The sequence below is a fragment of the Pseudomonas protegens genome (assembly GCF_003363755.1).
Classification (GTDB): Bacteria; Pseudomonadota; Gammaproteobacteria; order Pseudomonadales; family Pseudomonadaceae; genus Aquipseudomonas; species Aquipseudomonas danubii.
On the sequence record NZ_CP031396.1, the window covers coordinates 5,584,057 to 5,600,869 of the forward strand.

13 protein-coding genes are annotated in these 16,813 nt (G+C 61.3%); 8 read left to right on the plus strand and 5 right to left on the minus strand.

The window, feature by feature from the left end:
• Positions 1-169: 169 nt before the first annotated feature.
• From ppsA to DWF74_RS25410, 8 genes are all read left to right on the plus strand, one after another.
• Positions 170-2,545, plus strand: coding sequence for a phosphoenolpyruvate synthase (gene ppsA / locus DWF74_RS25375; protein WP_102863850.1), 2,376 nt, complete (start codon positions 170-172; stop codon positions 2,543-2,545).
• Positions 2,546-2,647: 102 nt separating this feature from the next.
• Positions 2,648-3,637: an alpha/beta fold hydrolase gene (locus tag DWF74_RS25380; protein ID WP_102878971.1), complete on the plus strand. Its 990-nt coding sequence runs from the start codon at positions 2,648-2,650 to the stop codon at positions 3,635-3,637.
• Positions 3,638-3,891: 254 nt separating this feature from the next.
• The gene (rraA, locus tag DWF74_RS25385) at positions 3,892-4,383 is read left to right on the plus strand and encodes a ribonuclease E activity regulator RraA (protein ID WP_102863848.1); all 492 of its coding nucleotides are present in this window, start codon (positions 3,892-3,894) and stop codon (positions 4,381-4,383) included.
• Between the two features lie 25 nt (positions 4,384-4,408).
• Positions 4,409-5,404, plus strand: a complete 996-nt coding sequence (locus DWF74_RS25390) for a zinc transporter ZntB (RefSeq protein WP_102863847.1) — start codon at positions 4,409-4,411, stop codon at positions 5,402-5,404.
• 63 nt (positions 5,405-5,467) lie between these two features.
• Positions 5,468-5,713 (plus strand): hypothetical protein, encoded by a 246-nt coding sequence (locus tag DWF74_RS25395; protein ID WP_011060193.1) that lies wholly within the window; start codon positions 5,468-5,470, stop codon positions 5,711-5,713.
• A 2-nt stretch (positions 5,714-5,715) separates the two neighbouring features.
• Entirely contained in the window at positions 5,716-6,540 is an 825-nt protein-coding gene (locus tag DWF74_RS25400; RefSeq protein ID WP_016964357.1) for a mechanosensitive ion channel family protein, read from the plus strand.
• 87 nt (positions 6,541-6,627) lie between these two features.
• A complete protein-coding gene (sigX, locus tag DWF74_RS25405; RefSeq protein WP_011060195.1) occupies positions 6,628-7,218 on the plus strand; it encodes an RNA polymerase sigma factor SigX in 591 nt (196 codons plus the stop codon).
• 107 nt (positions 7,219-7,325) lie between these two features.
• Positions 7,326-8,303: an OmpA family protein gene (locus tag DWF74_RS25410; protein WP_025128772.1), complete on the plus strand. Its 978-nt coding sequence runs from the start codon at positions 7,326-7,328 to the stop codon at positions 8,301-8,303.
• 77 nt (positions 8,304-8,380) lie between these two features.
• Here the strand turns inward: DWF74_RS25410 and cobA are convergent, their stop codons facing one another.
• The 5 genes from cobA to DWF74_RS25435 all read right to left on the minus strand — a co-directional run bounded on the left by cobA (position 8,381) and on the right by DWF74_RS25435 (position 16,810).
• Positions 8,381-9,121, minus strand: a complete 741-nt coding sequence (gene cobA / locus DWF74_RS25415; protein ID WP_115581934.1) for a uroporphyrinogen-III C-methyltransferase — start codon at positions 9,119-9,121, stop codon at positions 8,381-8,383.
• A 9-nt stretch (positions 9,122-9,130) separates the two neighbouring features.
• A complete protein-coding gene (locus tag DWF74_RS25420) occupies positions 9,131-11,851 on the minus strand; it encodes a nitrate reductase (protein ID WP_115581935.1) in 2,721 nt (906 codons plus the stop codon).
• Positions 11,851-12,168 carry a nitrite reductase small subunit NirD gene (nirD, locus tag DWF74_RS25425; protein ID WP_102863844.1) on the minus strand — a complete coding sequence of 106 codons (318 nt, stop codon included), beginning with the start codon at positions 12,166-12,168 and terminating at the stop codon, positions 11,851-11,853. The genes DWF74_RS25420 and nirD overlap by 1 nt, the downstream gene beginning before the upstream one ends.
• Complete coding sequence (gene nirB, locus DWF74_RS25430) at positions 12,165-14,618, minus strand: nitrite reductase large subunit NirB (protein ID WP_115581936.1); 2,454 nt, start codon at positions 14,616-14,618, stop codon at positions 12,165-12,167. Before nirB ends, nirD begins: the two co-directional genes overlap by 4 nt.
• Before the next feature lie 521 nt (positions 14,619-15,139).
• Positions 15,140-16,810, minus strand: coding sequence for a bifunctional protein-serine/threonine kinase/phosphatase (locus DWF74_RS25435; RefSeq protein WP_115581937.1), 1,671 nt, complete (start codon positions 16,808-16,810; stop codon positions 15,140-15,142).
• Between the last annotated feature and the right edge of the window lie 3 nt (positions 16,811-16,813).

The following is a 16,813-nucleotide window of genomic DNA, read 5'->3' on the forward strand; positions in this document are numbered from 1 at the left end:
GCTTGGGCCTTAAGCTAGTGACGATTCTTGGATATGATAGGCGCGATTTGTCGGCCGGGAATGGCCCGCATTCTCACTTATTTTCCAGGTCCAGGCCATATAGCGGGCAAACGCTCCAAAGAGCAGCCGGCTTCTGAGCTTTTCCAACACAGTTAGTGGAGAGATCACCTTGGTAGAGTACGTAGTTTCCCTCGATAAGCTCGGCAAACACGATGTTGAGCATGTGGGGGGCAAGAACGCATCCCTGGGCGAGATGATCAGCAACCTCGCAGGTGCGGGCGTATCGGTCCCTGGTGGCTTCGCCACGACAGCTCAGGCTTATCGTGATTTTCTTGAGTTGAGCGGTCTGAACGACCAGATCCATGCCGCCCTCGATGCGCTGGATGTCGATGACGTGAATGCCCTGGCCAAGACCGGCGCGCAGATCCGTCAATGGATCATGGAAGCCGAGTTTCCCGAGCGCCTGAACACCGAAATCCGCACCGCTTTCGCCGCTTTGTCGGCGGGCAACCCGGACATCGCCGTAGCCGTACGTTCCTCGGCTACCGCTGAAGACTTGCCGGACGCCTCCTTCGCCGGCCAGCAGGAAACCTTCCTCAACATCCGTGGCGTGGATAACGTGATTCGCGCGGCCAAGGAAGTGTTTGCTTCTCTGTTCAACGATCGCGCCATTTCCTATCGCGTGCATCAGGGTTTCGACCACAAGCTGGTGGCCTTGTCTGCGGGTGTGCAGCGCATGGTCCGTTCGGAAACCGGCACCGCCGGCGTGATGTTCACCCTCGACACCGAGTCGGGCTTCCGTGACGTGGTATTCATTACCGGCGCCTACGGCCTGGGTGAAACCGTGGTTCAGGGTGCGGTCAATCCGGACGAGTTCTACGTCCACAAGAACACCCTTGCAGCCGGTCGTCCGGCCATTCTGCGCCGCAACCTGGGCAGCAAGGCGATCAAGATGATTTACGGCGATGAAGCCAAGGCCGGGCGTTCGGTGAAGACCGTCGACGTGGACGCGGCCGATCGCGCGCGTTTCTGCCTGACCGATGCGGAAGTCAGCGAGCTGGCCAAGCAGGCGATGATCATCGAGAAGCACTACCAGTGCCCGATGGACATCGAATGGGCCAAGGACGGCGACGACGGCAAGCTGTACATCGTCCAGGCCCGTCCGGAAACCGTGAAGAGCCGCACCCAGGCCAATGTCATGGAGCGCTACCTGCTCAAGGAAACCGGCACCGTGCTGGTGGAAGGTCGTGCCATCGGCCAGCGCATCGGCGCTGGCAAGGTGCGGATCATCAAGGACGTTTCCGAGATGGACAAGGTCCAGCCGGGCGACGTGCTGGTCTCCGACATGACCGACCCGGACTGGGAGCCGGTGATGAAGCGCGCCAGCGCCATTGTCACCAACCGTGGCGGCCGTACCTGCCACGCGGCGATCATCGCTCGCGAGCTGGGTATTCCTGCGGTGGTCGGTTGCGGCAACGCCACCGAGCTGCTGAAAGACGGCCAGGGCGTGACCGTTTCCTGCGCCGAGGGCGACACCGGTTTCATCTTCGAAGGCGAACTGGGCTTCGACATCAAGAAGAACTCTGTGGATGCCATGCCGGAGCTGCCGTTCAAGATCATGATGAACGTCGGTAACCCGGATCGCGCCTTCGACTTCGCCCAACTGCCCAATGCCGGCGTGGGCCTGGCTCGCCTGGAATTCATCATCAACCGCATGATCGGCGTGCACCCCAAGGCGCTGTTGAATTACGCCGGGCTGCCGCAGGAGATCAAGGACAGCGTCGACAAGCGCATCGCCGGTTACCACGATCCGGTGGACTTCTATGTCGACAAGCTGGTCGAGGGTATCAGCACCCTGGCGGCAGCGTTCACGCCGAAGAAGGTCATCGTGCGTCTGTCGGACTTCAAGTCCAACGAGTACGCGAACCTGATCGGCGGCAAGCTCTACGAGCCGGAAGAAGAAAACCCGATGCTGGGCTTCCGCGGTGCTTCGCGTTACATCAGCGAATCCTTCCGTGACTGCTTCGAGCTCGAGTGCCGCGCGCTGAAACGCGTGCGCAACGAGATGGGCCTGACCAACGTCGAAATCATGGTGCCGTTCGTGCGTACCTTGGGCGAAGCCAGCCAAGTGGTTGATCTGCTGGCTGAAAACGGCCTCAAGCGTGGCGAAAACGGCCTGCGCGTGATCATGATGTGCGAACTGCCATCCAACGCCATCCTGGCTGACGAGTTCCTCGAGTACTTCGATGGTTTCTCCATCGGTTCCAACGACCTGACCCAGCTGACCCTGGGCCTGGACCGCGACTCCGGGATCATCGCCCACCTGTTCGACGAGCGTAATCCTGCGGTCAAGAAACTGCTGGCCAATGCCATTGCCGCCTGTAACAAGGCTGGCAAGTACATCGGCATTTGCGGCCAGGGGCCTTCGGACCATCCGGATCTGGCCAAGTGGCTGATGGAGCAGGGCATTGAAAGCGTTTCGTTGAACCCGGACTCGGTGCTGGAAACCTGGTTCTTCCTGGCTGAAGGCCAGGGCGCGGCGTAATCGGTGAACGAAGAGCCGGTCGCTCGTGAGGCTGGCCGGCTCTTGAAGATTCAAGCAGGGCGTGCTTCTTCTGGATGCCGCCCTTTTTTGTGCAAGAAGAATATGCAAAGCAGCAGCAATCTATTTCCCGTCGCCTTGATCAGTGCCGAGCGTCGAGGCGACCTCAGCGAAGATGTCTATCGCTTGAAACCCGGCAACAGTCCGGACAGCTCCGTAGAGCTGGCGGTGACCCGCCTGGGGCTGGCCGATGAGCCCGAGGCCCGGGGTGTGCCTGTGGTCTTGCTTCACGGCAGTTTTTCCAACCGGCGTTTCTGGTACTCGCCCAAGGGCATTGGCCTCGGGGCCTATCTGGCCCGAGCGGGCTTTGATGTGTGGATTCCCGAGATGCGCGGTCACGGTCTGTCGCGACGCAATGCCGATTACCGCAAGAATCGGGTGGCTGACTACGCGCGTTACGATCTGCCGGCGATTGCTGCCTTCGTTCGTGAGCAAAGTGCGCAAATACCCCACTGGATTGGCCATTCCCTGGGGGGTACCACCCTGGCGGCGGCTTTGGGCGGGCAGTATCTGGGGGATGCGGGGGTGGCTTCGGCGGCGTTTTTTGGCACCCAGGTCAGTCGCACCTACTGGCCGCTGAAAATTCCTATGGTGGAGTGGGGCGGGCGCCTGGTCATCAAGCGTTTTGCCCAACTCTCCGGTTCCCGGCTCAAGCGCGGTCCGGAAGACGAGCCCATTGGCCTGGCCTTGGAAAGCATGCGCTGGCATGGCCTGTTCGGTCGTTTTGGCGATGCTGATAAGGATTGGTGGGCAGGGCTAGCGGAGGTTTCAGTGCCGGTGCTGGCGGTCAGCGCAACCGGGGATCACCAGGACCCGACCTGGGCCTGTCGCAAGTTGTTCGATCAGTTGGCCAGCGAGCAGAAACAATTTGTCTGCCTGGGTCGTGAGCTAGGGTTCAGTAGCAATTTCGGTCATGTCGAGATGTTGGTGAGCAAGCCGGCGCAGACTGAGGTCTGGCCGTTAGTGGAGCGCTGGCTCAAGGATCAGCACACGCCGTTGCTGGTTTCAGCGCCCGAGCAGGTGGCTGCGGTCTGATGCGAAGGCTCTGAGAAGGGCATTTCGCTCGATAACGCTTGCGGCTAAGATATGACGCATTGTGCTGTTTTGGTCACATTCAGTTTTTGAGTCGACTTTCCGTTCCAGTGAGACGGCTGCAAAATACGCTACAGGCCGATCAGCTTCTCAGGCACTGTGGGTTAAACATCTGCCGCTTGAGCTCGTATTTCCAAGGCAGCCCTGGAATTTGCCGATACCTTCGATCGTGTTCTTTCTGCTACAGGAGTTTCTCGATGAACCATTACCTCACTCCCGACCTGTGCGACGCCTACCCGGACCTGGTACAGGTGGTTGAGCCCATGTTCAGCAACTTTGGTGGTCGCGATTCCTTTGGTGGGGAAATCGTCACCATCAAGTGCTTCGAAGACAATTCGCTGGTCAAGGAGCAAGTCGAACTCAAGGGGCACGGCAAGGTACTGGTGGTTGATGGCGGTGGTTCCCTGCGTCGCGCGCTGCTGGGCGACCTGCTGGCCGAGAAGGCGGCGAAAAATGGCTGGGAAGGTCTGGTGATCTACGGTTGCATCCGCGATGTGGATGTCATCGCGCAGACTGACCTCGGTGTCCAGGCCCTGGCCAGCCACCCGATGAAGACCGACAAGCGTGGCATTGGTGATCTCAATGTGGCAGTGACCTTTGCCGGTGTGACTTTCCGTCCGGGCCAGTATGTCTACGCCGATAACAACGGCGTGATCGTGTCGCCGAGCCCGCTGAAAATGCCTGAATAAGTAGTTGGCCTGACAAGGGATGAGGATGTTCGAGGAAGAAAACGCGCAATGGGGGCTGGTGCATGCCCTGGTGCTGGATGGTGAAGGTGGTGCGCGTTCGATAGCCCGGACTGAGCTTGACGATCTGCAGCTACAGGCCCATGAAAGCCTGTGGCTGCATTGGGATCGCAGTCATCCACAAACCCAGACCTGGTTGCGCCGCTCCAGCGGCTTGAGCGAATTCAGCTGTGATCTGCTGCTGGAGGAAAATACCCGGCCGCGCTTGCTGGCCTTGCCGGAGTCGGAACTGCTGCTGTTTCTGCGGGGCATCAATCTCAATCCGGGAGCCGAGCCTGAAGACATGGTCTCGGTGCGCATCTTTGCGTCCGCGCAGCGGGTGATTTCTCTGCGCTTGCGGCCTTTGCGGGCCACCGATGAGCTGTTGGTGCAACTGGCCGAGGGCAAGGGGCCGAAAACCGCCGCCGAGCTCCTCCTCTATATGGCCGAATACCTGACCCATAAAGTGCAGGATCTGGTCAGCGATCTCTCTGAAGTGGTCGATGCTGAGGAAGAAAAGCTAGATGCCGACGAACGGTATACCCCGGAGCATGGGAGTATTTTGCAGATCCGTCGCCGGGCTGCCGGACTGAAGCGTTTCCTGGCGCCGCAGCGGGATATTTTCTCCCAACTGAGTCGGATAAAACTGCCCTGGTTCGCCGTCGATGATGGTGATTATTGGAATGAACTGCACAACAGCCTTACCCGTTACCTGGAAGAGCTGGAGTTGACTCGAGAGCGCGTGGGGCTTGTGCTGGAGGCCGAAGACCGGCGCTTGAGCGTACGCATGAATCGAACCATGTATCGCTTCGGGATCATCACCGGGATCTTCCTGCCCATGAGTTTTCTCACCGGTCTTCTGGGGATCAACGTCGGCGGCATTCCGTTCTCCGCCAGCCCTTACGGATTCATCATTGCCTGCCTGCTGCTGGTGTCTGTGGCCCTGGGACAATGGTGGTTGTTTCGCCGTTTGCGCTGGGTGTGATGATGCGTCATGTGACCCGAATAAATCTGATCGCGTCTTTTCCAGACATCACCCGAGGTGCGTATGCACGATCCGTTTGAACAGTCTTTGCGTGACATGCTCAAAGCTTCGCCATCGAGCCGCGATGACGATGCCTGCCTGGGCCGCGTACTGAAAACCGCCAACCGCCAGGTTGGGGCGGGGGATCTGTTCAGCCTGCTGGGCCGCTGGCTGCCGGCGCTGATGATCGCCTTGAATAACGGATCGGCCCATATCGCGCCGGTTTCCCGTCGTAAATCTTCTGCTCGCACTGCTGATAAGGCTGATTGAATATGGAACTTGATCTCTGGACGCAGAGCCTCGTCACGGCGATGACTGCCTTGTGGACCAAGGTAGCGAACTTCATTCCGAACCTGTTCGGCGCGCTGGTGGTGCTGTTGCTGGGCTTCGTGGTGGCCAAGCTGCTGGATACCCTGTTGTCGAAATTGCTGGCCAAGCTGGGCCTGGACCGCCTGATGGGCGGTACCGGCTTGACCAAATTGCTGTCCCGCGCGGGCTTGCAAGTACCGATCTCGACCTTGATCGGCAAGATCGTCTATTGGTTCGTTCTGCTTATTTTTCTGGTTTCTGCTGCTGAATCCCTTGGCCTTGAGCGAGTTTCGGCTACGCTCGACATGCTTGCGCTGTATTTGCCGAAGGTTTTCGGTGCTGCGCTGGTGCTGTTGGTGGGGGTTCTGCTGGCGCAATTGGCCAACGGTCTGGTGCGCGGAGCGGCGGAAGGTGTAGGCCTCGATTACGCCAGTGGCCTGGGACGGATTGCCCAGGGGCTGGTGATCATCATCAGTATTTCCGTTGCGATCAGTCAGTTGGAGGTCAAAACCGACCTGCTCAACCATGTGATCGTGATCGTATTGATTACCGTTGGTCTGGCCGTTGCGCTGGCGATGGGTTTGGGAAGCCGGGAAATTGCCGGACAGATTCTTGCGGGAATCTATGTGCGTGAGTTGTACCAGGTTGGGCAACAAGTACGTGTTGGTGAGGTCGAAGGCCAGATCGAAGAGATCGGCACGGTTAAAACTACATTGCTGACCGAGGAGGGTGAGCTAGTCTCTCTGTCCAATCGGATCTTGCTGGAGCAGCATGTAAGTAGCCGCTAACCCGGCAAACCCTGCTAATGTATGCCGCCGCAAAATGCCCTCATCGGGCTGCGGCGGACATTGACCTGACTGTCGGCACGACTCGTTTTGAATAAAACCCAATCGCTATCCACGCGCTATGACCCCCGTGAGCTCTCTGATGAGGAGTTGGTTGCGCGCTCACATACGGAGCTGTTTCACGTAACACGCGCCTATGAAGAGTTGATGCGACGCTATCAGCGGACCCTATTTAATGTTTGTGCGCGTTATCTAGGGAACGATCGTGATGCGGATGATGTCTGTCAGGAGGTGATGTTGAAGGTGCTGTATGGCCTTAAGAACTTTGAGGGCAAATCGAAGTTCAAGACATGGCTATATAGCATCACGTACAACGAATGCATCACGCAGTATCGCAAGGAGCGGCGCAAGCGTCGGTTGATGGACGCTTTAAGTCTTGACCCCCTCGAGGAGGCCTCTGAAGAGAAGGCGCCGAAACCTGAGGAGAAGGGCGGACTTGACCGATGGCTAGTGCATGTGAACCCGATTGATCGAGAGATTCTGGTGCTACGATTTGTCGCAGAACTGGAGTTTCAGGAGATCGCAGACATCATGCATATGGGTTTGAGTGCTACAAAAATGCGTTACAAACGTGCTCTTGATAAATTGCGTGAGAAATTTGCAGGCATTGCTGAAACTTAGTTCGGCGCAAATATCTCTTACGTCTAGGTGAGTTCTGATAGACTTACCGCCGAGTTGTCCCCCGGTATGTGGGACTGCTTTACAATCACCAGATGGGGATTTAACGGATGAAACTGAAAAACACCTTGGGCATTGCCATTGGTTCTATTGTTGCCGTGACTTCGTTCGGCGTTCTGGCGCAAGGCCAAGGCGCGGTCGAGGGTGAACTGTTTTACAAAAAACAGTACAACGACAGCGTTAATCACGTTGAAGACGGCTTCAACCCAGGCGCATCGATCGGTTACTTCCTGACCGACGATCTGTCGTTGAACGCCACCTACGACAAGACCAACCACACCCGTTCTAACGACGGTACTGGTAACCAGAAAATCAAAGGCGACAACTTCGGCCTGAACGCTCAGTACCACTTTGGTACCGTGGGTGACGCTCTGCGTCCATACGTTTCCGGCGGTGTTGCTCACAAGAGCATGACCAACGTGATCGCTGACGGTCACAGCGGCCGCGACCAGTCGACTTTCCTGACTGCAGGCGCTGGTGTTAAGTACTACTTCACCGACAACCTGTTCGCCCGTGCCGGCGTTGAAGCTGACTACAAGCTGGACAACGGCAAGTGGGACTACGCTCCTACTATCGGCCTGGGTGTGAACTTCGGTGGCAGCGGCGGCAAAGTCGCTCCAGCTCCAGTTGCTCCAGCTCCAGCTCCTGAGCCAGCTCCAGAAGCTCCAGTTGCTGAAGTTGTTCGTGTTGAGCTGGACGTTAAGTTCGACTTCGACAAGTCGGTCGTTAAGCCTAACAGCTACGCTGACATCAAGAACCTGGCTGATTTCATGAATCAGTACCCACAGACCACCACCGTTGTTGAAGGTCACACTGACTCCGTCGGTCCTGACGCTTACAACCAGAAGCTGTCTGAGCGTCGTGCAAACGCCGTTAAACAAGTTCTGGTCAACCAGTACGGCGTTGGCGCTAACCGCGTTCAATCCGTTGGTTACGGTGAGTCCCGCCCAGTTGCCGACAACGCAACTGAAGCTGGTCGCGCAGTTAACCGTCGCGTAGAAGCATCGGTTGAAGCTCAAGCTAAGTAATTAGCCTTGTAGCTTGGAAAAACCCGGCCTAGGCCGGGTTTTTCTTTGTCTGCGATTTACCTGGCCCAGAGGCGCGCTCAGGCTTGGCACGCAGAGGCTTGGACAGCGGACTCAGTGGCCGCCACTGCACCGATCACCAGGATCGCCGGGCTCTTCAACTCGAAGCGCAGGGCATCGCGCTCCATCCCCGCCAGATCGCTGCGGCATTCCCGCTGTTCAGGCAGCGAGGCATTTTCAATCATCGCCACCGGCGTATCGGCTGCCAGACCGCCGTCACGCAAGTGCCCGGCAATCTCCGCCAGCTTCGCCACCCCCATGTAGATCACCAGGGTCGTACCGCTTTGAGCCAGAGCCTGCCAGTTCAGGCTGCTGTCATCTTGAGTGTGGGCGGTCACCAGGGTCACGCCCCGAGCCACGCCTCGCAGGGTCAGGGGAATATCACAACGCGTTGCACCCGCCAGCCCCGCGGTGATGCCATTGACCAACTCCACCTCGATCCCACGCTCCTTCAGCCACTGAGCTTCCTCGCCACCTCGCCCGAAAATGCATGGATCGCCACCCTTGAGGCGCACCACGCAGCGCCCTTGCCGGGCATAGCGCAGCATCAGGCGATGAATGAAGGCCTGGGGCGTGGAGCGACAGCCACCGCGCTTGCCCACCGGGATGACCCGCGCTGTGGGGCAATGGTCCAGCACCGCGCTGTTCACCAGATCATCGATCAACACCACATCGGCTTCGCCAAGGGCGCGTACGGCCCTGAGGGTCAACAGCTCGGGGTCTCCAGGCCCTGCACCTACCAGCCAGACTTTTGCGCTCATACGTTTTCCTCACACAGGGATGGCGGCGACAGGTTGCACCGGAGCCGCCAGCAGGCGCTTGATCTCCGGCACGCAGGAGCCACATTGGCTACCGCAACCCAGTTGTTGTTTCAGTTGGTCGAGATTCAGGCCTTCAGCGATACCGGCACAGACCGCCCGGTAGCTGACGTTCTTGCAGTTACACAGGGTCCGCTCCCGTTCCCCGCCCAGGCCGCTGGCCCCCGGCGGACTGCTCATCGGTGCCAGCAACCAGCGTCGTAGTTGCTCATCGGCGCGCCCCTCGAGCCACAGTTCCTGCAGCCAGTGCTGGGCCAGGGTTTCGCCGGCCAGGCGAATCGCGGTGATCCGCCCTTGTTCGATGCGCACCCGCTTGCCGATGGCCCGACGCGGATCGTCATAGGCCAGCACCGGCCCAGTTTCGAGCCCCAAGTGCTGATCGATGAGCTTGAGCAATGCCGGCGGCGGTGCTTCCTGGTGAGCGGCCCGAATCACCAGGGCCGGACGTTCGCGACCGGTCAGGCTCAGGCTGACATAGGCAAAGGCTTCGCACAGGGGGCGCAGAGCCCTGAAGTGCGCCTGCACGTCGCCTTCGATCAGGGCAAACAATTGCCATGGCAGTTGCACCGGCTCCAGGCGCACGCCGCTGTGTTTGAGTTCCGGCTGTTTGGACAGAGGGTCAAAGGCCGGCTGAGTGACGACGTTGATCCCGCCCTTGAGGAAGCGATCCCCCCAGTGCATCGGCACAAAGGCCTGGCCGGGACGCACGCTGTCATCGCTGCTGACGGCGACGATCACACTGCCACGGCGGCTTTTCAGGTTGACCAGATCTCCCTCCCGTAGCCGCTGGCGCCGCAGTTCATCCGGATGCAGGCTCAGCAGTGCTTCGCTGACATGGCCGAACAGCTGCGCCGCGGTGCCGGTGCGGCTCATGCCGTGCCATTGGTCCCGCAGCCGACCGGTGATCAGGGTCAGGGGAAAGCGGGCATCGCGCTGTTCCTTGGCGGGCAGGTAAGGGTCGCAGACAAAGTGCGCACGGCCAGTGGCGGTGGGAAAACGCCCATCCCCATACAAGCGCGGCGTGCCCTGTGTCGCGCCGCTGGGGAAGGGCCACTGCTGTGGGCCGAGACGGTCGATCAACTGGTGACTGAGGCCGGACAGGTCCAGATCGCGGTCCTGGGTCAGGCCTTTGTACTCATCGAACAGCTGGGCTGGGGAGTCGAAGTCGAACAGGCTCGGCAGCCCGGGCCGCAGGCGTCGCTCCAGACGTTGGGCGAAATCCACGGTAATGGCCCAATCAGGCCGTGCCTCACCGGGTGCGATTACCGCCTGACGCACATGAGAAACCCGCCGTTCCGAGTTGGTCACCGTGCCTTCCTTCTCGCCCCAACTGGCGGCAGGTAGCAGCAGGTCGGCAAAGGCCGCGGTTTCCGTGGTGGCGAAGGCTTCTTGCAGGACCACGAACGGGCAGTGCTGCAGGGCCGCACGCACCGCGTTCTGGTCCGGCAGCGACTGCGCCGGGTTGGTACAGGCGATCCACAAGGCCTTGATGCGACCGCTTTGCAGCTGTTCAAACAACTCGATAGCGGTCAGTCCGGGGCTGGCTGGCACCTGTTCCACCCCCCAATAAGCGGCGACCTCAGCGCGATGTTGGGGATCGGCAGCTTCCCGGTGCCCGGGGAGCAGGTTGCTCAGACTGCCGGTTTCGCGCCCGCCCATGGCATTGGGCTGACCGGTGAGGGAGAAGGGCCCCGCACCCTTTCGGCCGATTTGCCCGGTGGCCAGGTGCAGATTGATCAGCGCACTGTTTTTTGCGCTGCCGGCGCTGGACTGATTCAAGCCCATGCACCACAACGACAGGAAACTGGGCGCCGTCCCTATCCATTGGGCGCACAGCTGCAGTTGCTCAAGGCTGATACCACAGAGTTGCGCCACCATCGCCGGGGGGTAGTCGCGGACCAGCACCTTCAGCTCGGCCAGGCCCTCGGTGTGTTCGCGGATGAAGTCACGATTGACCCAGTCCTCCCACAGCAACAGGTGGAGAATCCCGTGGAACAGTGCGACATCGGTGCCGGGGAGGATCGCCAGATGCAGGTCGGCCAGATCGCAGGTGTCAGTACGACGCGGGTCGATGACGATGACTTTCATGTCCGGACGCTGGCTTTTCGCGTGTTCCAGGCGCCGAAACAGCACGGGATGGGCGTAGGCCATGTTACTGCCGACGATCACCACGCAATCGCTGTGCTCCAGGTCCTCATAACTGCAAGGCGGCGCATCGGCCCCCAGGCTGCGCTTGTAGCCCACCACCGCCGAGGACATGCACAGCCGGGAATTGCTGTCGATATTGTTGGTGCCCACCAGGGCCCGGGCCAGCTTGTTGAAGGCGTAGTAGTCCTCGGTCAGCAGTTGCCCGGAGACATAGAACGCCACGCTGTCCGGGCCATGCTCGGCGATGGTCTGGGCGAACACCCCGGCGGCATGCTCCAGGGCGCTGTCCCAGTCGCAGCGGCTGCGAGCCAGGTCCTTGCCCAGGCGCAGTTCCGGGTACAGGGCGCGGGCGTTGCGGTCGCCGGTCAAATGCAGGCTGGCGCCCTTGCTGCACAGCTTGCCGAAGTTGGCCGGGTGCGCCGGATCGCCGCTGACCCCGAGGATCTGCCGGCCGTCATGCTCGATCAGCACACCGCAGCCGACCCCGCAGTAGCAACAGGTCGAGGCCGTGCTCTGCGGCGTCATCAGCCGGCATCCCGCAGGGCCAACTGCACCCGGCCACTTGCCACCCGCGCCGGATGGTGATGGGCGCAGCCGGTGTCCGGGGCCTGGGCTTCGCCGGATTCCAGGTCGATCTGCCAGTTGTGCAGCGGGCAGGCCACGCGCTTGCCGTAGATCAATCCCTGGGACAGGGGGCCGCCCTTGTGCGGACAACGATCGTCGAGGGCAAAGACCTGATCGTCGCTGGTACGAAAAATCGCGATATCGCCCTTGGGGCCCTTGATGATGCGCGAGCCCAGGGCATTGATCTCTTCCAGGGCGCAGATATCCAGCCAGTTCATGCCGGCACCTCCAGTTGTTTCACGGGGATCGACTCGTACTCTTTTTTCAGCTGCGGCTCGGCCAGGCGCTGCTGCCACGGGTCTTGCTCGAAGGACAGGGAGAACTGCAGGCGCTCGTTCAGCGCCTTGCGCCGTTGCGGGTCTTCCAGCAGGGCCTTTTTCACGTGCTCCAGGCCGACCCGTTGCAGGTAGTGCACCGTGCGTTCGAGGTAGAAGGCCTCTTCGCGGTACAGCTGGAGGAAGGCGCCGTTGTATTCGCGGACTTCTTCGGCAGTCTTGAGCTTGACGAAAAACTCTGCCACCTCGGTCTTGATCCCGCCGTTGCCGCCGATGTACATCTCCCAGCCCGAATCGACGCCGATGATGCCTACGTCCTTGATCCCCGCTTCCGAGCAGTTGCGCGGGCAACCGGAGACCGCCAGCTTGACCTTGTGCGGCGACCACATGTTGAACAGGTCGTGTTCCAGTTCGATTCCCAGCTGGGTGGAGTTCTGCGTGCCGAAACGGCAGAACTCGCTGCCGACACAGGTCTTCACGGTGCGGATGGATTTGCCATAGGCGTGGCCGGACGGCATGTCCAGGTCTTTCCAGACTCCGGGCAAGTCTTCCTTGCGGATGCCCAGCAGGTCGATGCGCTGGCCGCCGGTGACCTTGACCATGGGCACCTGGTACTTGTCGGCGACATCGGCGATGCGTCGCAGCTCGGACGGATTGGTCACGCCCCCCCACATCCGCGGCACCACCGAGTAGGTCCCATCCTTCTGGATATTGGCGTGGGCCCGCTCGTTGATCAGCCGCGATTGCGGATCGTCCTTGGCTTCTCCCGGCCAGGTGGAGATCAGGTAGTAGTTCAGCGCCGGGCGGCAAGTGGCGCAACCGTTGGGGGTACGCCAGTTGAGGTAGCTCATGGTGCCGGCGACGGTCAGCAGATGCTGGTCGCGAATGGCCTGGCGGATCTGCCCGTGGTTCAGGTCGCTGCAGGCGCAGATGGCTTTTTCGCTTTTTGGTTTGACGTCCGCCGCGCCGCCCACGGTGTTGATCAGGATCTGCTCCACCAGTCCGGCACAGGAGCCGCAGGAACTGGCGGCCTTGGTGTGCTTCTTGACCTCGTCGACGCTGAACAGCCCCTGTTCCTGGATGGCCTTGACGATGGTGCCCTTGCACACGCCGTTGCAGCCGCAGACTTCGGCGCTGTCGGCCATGCTCATGGCCTTGTCCTGGCCCTGGTGGCCGACATCCCCGAGGGCCTGCTCGCCGAACATCAAGTGATCGCGGATTTCGCCAATGCCGTGCTGTTCGCGGATCTGCCGGAAGTACCAGCCGCCGTCCGCCGTATCGCCGTACAGGCAGGCGCCCACCAGTATGTCGTCCTTGATCACCAGCTTCTTGTACACCCCGCCAATGGGGTCGGAGAGGGTGATGGTCTCGGTGCCGTCGCCGCCCATGAAATCCCCGGCGGAAAACAGATCGATGCCCGTGACCTTCAACTTGGTCGAGGTCACTGAGCCTTGGTAGCGGGCAAAGCCCAGTTGGGCCAGGTGATTGGCGCAGACCTTGGCCTGTTCGAACAGCGGCGCCACCAGGCCGTAGGCGATACCGCGGTGACTGGCGCACTCACCAATGGCGTAGATACGCGGGTCGAAGGTTTGCAGGGTGTCGTTGACCAGAATCCCACGGTTGCAGTGCAGGCCGGCCCGTTCCGCCAGCTCGGTGTTGGGGCGGATGCCGGCGGCCATCACCACCAGGTCGGCGGGGATGATCTCGCCATTCTTGAACTGCACCGAGCCGACCCGGCCATTGCCGGCATCGATCAGGGCCTGGGTCTGTTCGCACAGGCGAAACTTCAGGCCACGGCTTTCCAGGGCGCCTTGCAGCAACTGGCCGCTGGTCTGGTCCAGCTGCCGTTCCAGCAGCCATTCGCCGATATGCACCACGGTCACGTCCATGCCCCGCAGCTTGAGGCCGTTGGCGGCTTCCAGGCCCAGCAGGCCGCCGCCGATCACCACCGCATGCGTGTGGGTCTTGGCCGTGTCGATCATCGCCTGGGTGTCGGCAATGTCGCGATAGCCGATCACCCCCTGCAGGTCCTTGCCGGGAATCGGCAGGATAAAGGGGGTGGAGCCGGTGGCGATCAGCAGGCGGTCGTACTCGGCTTCGCTGCCGTCCTCGGCGATCACCCGGCGCTTGATCCGGTCGATTTCCACCACTTTGCGATTGAGCAGCAGCTTGATGTTGTGGTTCAGGTACCAGTCCAGGTCGTTGAGGACGATGTCCTCGAACGTCTGTTCACCGGCCAGCACCGGCGAGAGCAGGATGCGGTTGTAGTTGGTGTGGGGTTCGGCACCGAACACGGTGATGTCGTACAGCTCGTCGCTCAGTTTGAGCAACTCTTCCAGGGTGCGGACCCCGGCCATGCCGTTGCCGATCATTACCAGTTTGAGTCTTTTCATGGGCTTCTCCGGAGCTCAGGCAGGTTCAGTGCGGCCTGGCTCGAAAAACTGCGCGCAAACAAAAAAGGCGTCCCGTCAGTGGCCTGACGAGGACGCCTTTGTCCGATCCCGTTCTCTCGGGAAGCCTGCCTTCGTCGTTGAAGGCCGGGCTTTATGTCTGTTGTCCGCTCTCATGCAGCGCTTGTGCCAAGTTGCCGAGGGCGCGGTTTTATGGGGCTCCGGTGAAAATTCTGCCCTGGCCGAGTTCGGCTGTTGCACCGAATCGAGGCGTCACGCCCTCTTTCGGCTCTTTGCGGCGGCTGCTGGGGGCGATGAATGGCCTGGGGGGATCGCCAAGCAAGGTCCTGCGGAGCGTTTCGCAGCCTCGCTATGGCTCGACAGCGGCTACACCTGTTGCCAATGCCGAAGGGGGTTGTAGCCGCTGCCGCAGGCTGCGAACGGCTCCGCAGGAGGCGTAGGTGGCGCTGAAGTGGCTGGAGGTTATCGGGAGATTGAACGGCTGTGCTCGCCACCTGTTGGCTTCAGCGATGCAGCAGTGCCAGCAGCAATATCAGGTTGACTAGCAGGGCGAGCAGGGCCAGGCCGCGCCAGACCTTCAGCGGCTCCCGTTCCAGCAGGGGGCGCGGCCGCAGGCTCAGGCTGCGGCGTTCACCCTGTTCCAGCACCAACAGCCATTCTTCGGCGGTTTCATAGCGCTGGGCCGGGTCGGCACAGACCCCGCGTTCCAGGCTTTGCTCCAGCCATTGCGGCAGATCCGGGCGGTAGCGGCTGGGGGGAACAGCAGCGGTGAAGCGCGGGCGCTGGAAGGCTTCGATCTCGCCATGGGGGTAGTGCCCGGTCAGCAGGTAATACAGGCTGACACCCACCGCATAGAGATCCTGTTGCGGGCTGGGAGGTTCGCCGGCGAAGGCTTCCGGGGCGATATAGCTCGGGGTGCCGGGCAGCAGGTGCGCCAGGTCCGCCGACAAGCCCGGGCAGTAGGCCAGGCCGAAATCCAGAATCCGCAGTTCGCCATCGTCTCCCAGCAGCAGGTTGTCCGGCTTGATGTCGCGGTGCAGAATCTGCCGGCGGTGCAGCAGGCCAATGGCCCGCAGCAGGCGCTCGGCCAGGGACTGCCACTGGTCCAGGGGCAGGGGGCCGTTGTAGCGAAACAGCTGTTGCAGGGTGCGACCGGGGTATTCGCGCATCAGGTAATACAGGTGCTGGCGCGCAGTGCCACCGTGCACCTGGGGGAAATACCGCCCGGCAACGCGGCGCAGCAGCCATTCCTCGGACAGCAGCCCCTGGCAGGCCGCCAGGTCGTTGTGCAGGGCTGCCGGCAGGGTTTTCAGCAGCCAGGCCTGGTGCTGTTCATCACGCACGCGGTATAGCAGCGATTGCTGGCTCTGGCTGACCAGGTTCTCCACCTGCCAGCCTTCGAAGCGTTGCCCGGGTTTCAGCAACGGCGGCAGGGGCCATTGTTGCAAGTGCAGCAGGGCATCGCCGAGGCTGCTTTCGCCAAGCGCGTCGACCCGCACCAGCAGCGCGCTGGCATTGTCCTGACTACCGGCCAGGTGCGCTGCTTTGACCAGGGTCTGTGTCGCGCTGTCCAGGTCGGGCTGGTCCCGCAGAATGGCGGCGATGGCGCTGTCGCCCAGGGTGGCCCAGACCCCGTCGCTGAGCATCAGGAAGCTTTCGCCCTGGCGCAGTTCGCCATCGAGGAAGTCCAGTACCAGATGCTGGTCCAGGCCCAGGGCGCGCTTGAGCACATGCTGCATGCCCGGCTGGTCCCAGACATGGTCCTCGCTGATGCGTTGCAACTGCTGTTGGTGCCAACGGTAGACCCGGCAGTCGCCGACATGGGCCAGGGTAAAGCGCCGGCCCCGCAGTACCAGGGCGCTGAGGGTGGTGAGCAGGGGCTGGCCGCCGCCGTTGGCCTGGAGCCAGCGGTTCTGGGCGCTCAGCAGGCGTTCCAGGGCCTGGGCCACGGCCCAGGTTTCCGGGGTGGCGTAGTAATCCAGGGCCAGGGCCTGCAGGCTCGAACGCGCTGCCAGGCCGCCGTCGGCACACTGACTGACGCCATCGGCGATGGCGAACAGCAGGCCCTTGCTCGCCGCCAGATCCGGCGCCGGGGTGACCCGGCGCAAGGCGTCCTGATTTTCCGCCCGCGGTCCGGTGGCGCTGGCCTCGGCATGGCTCAGTTGCAGGCCCATGGC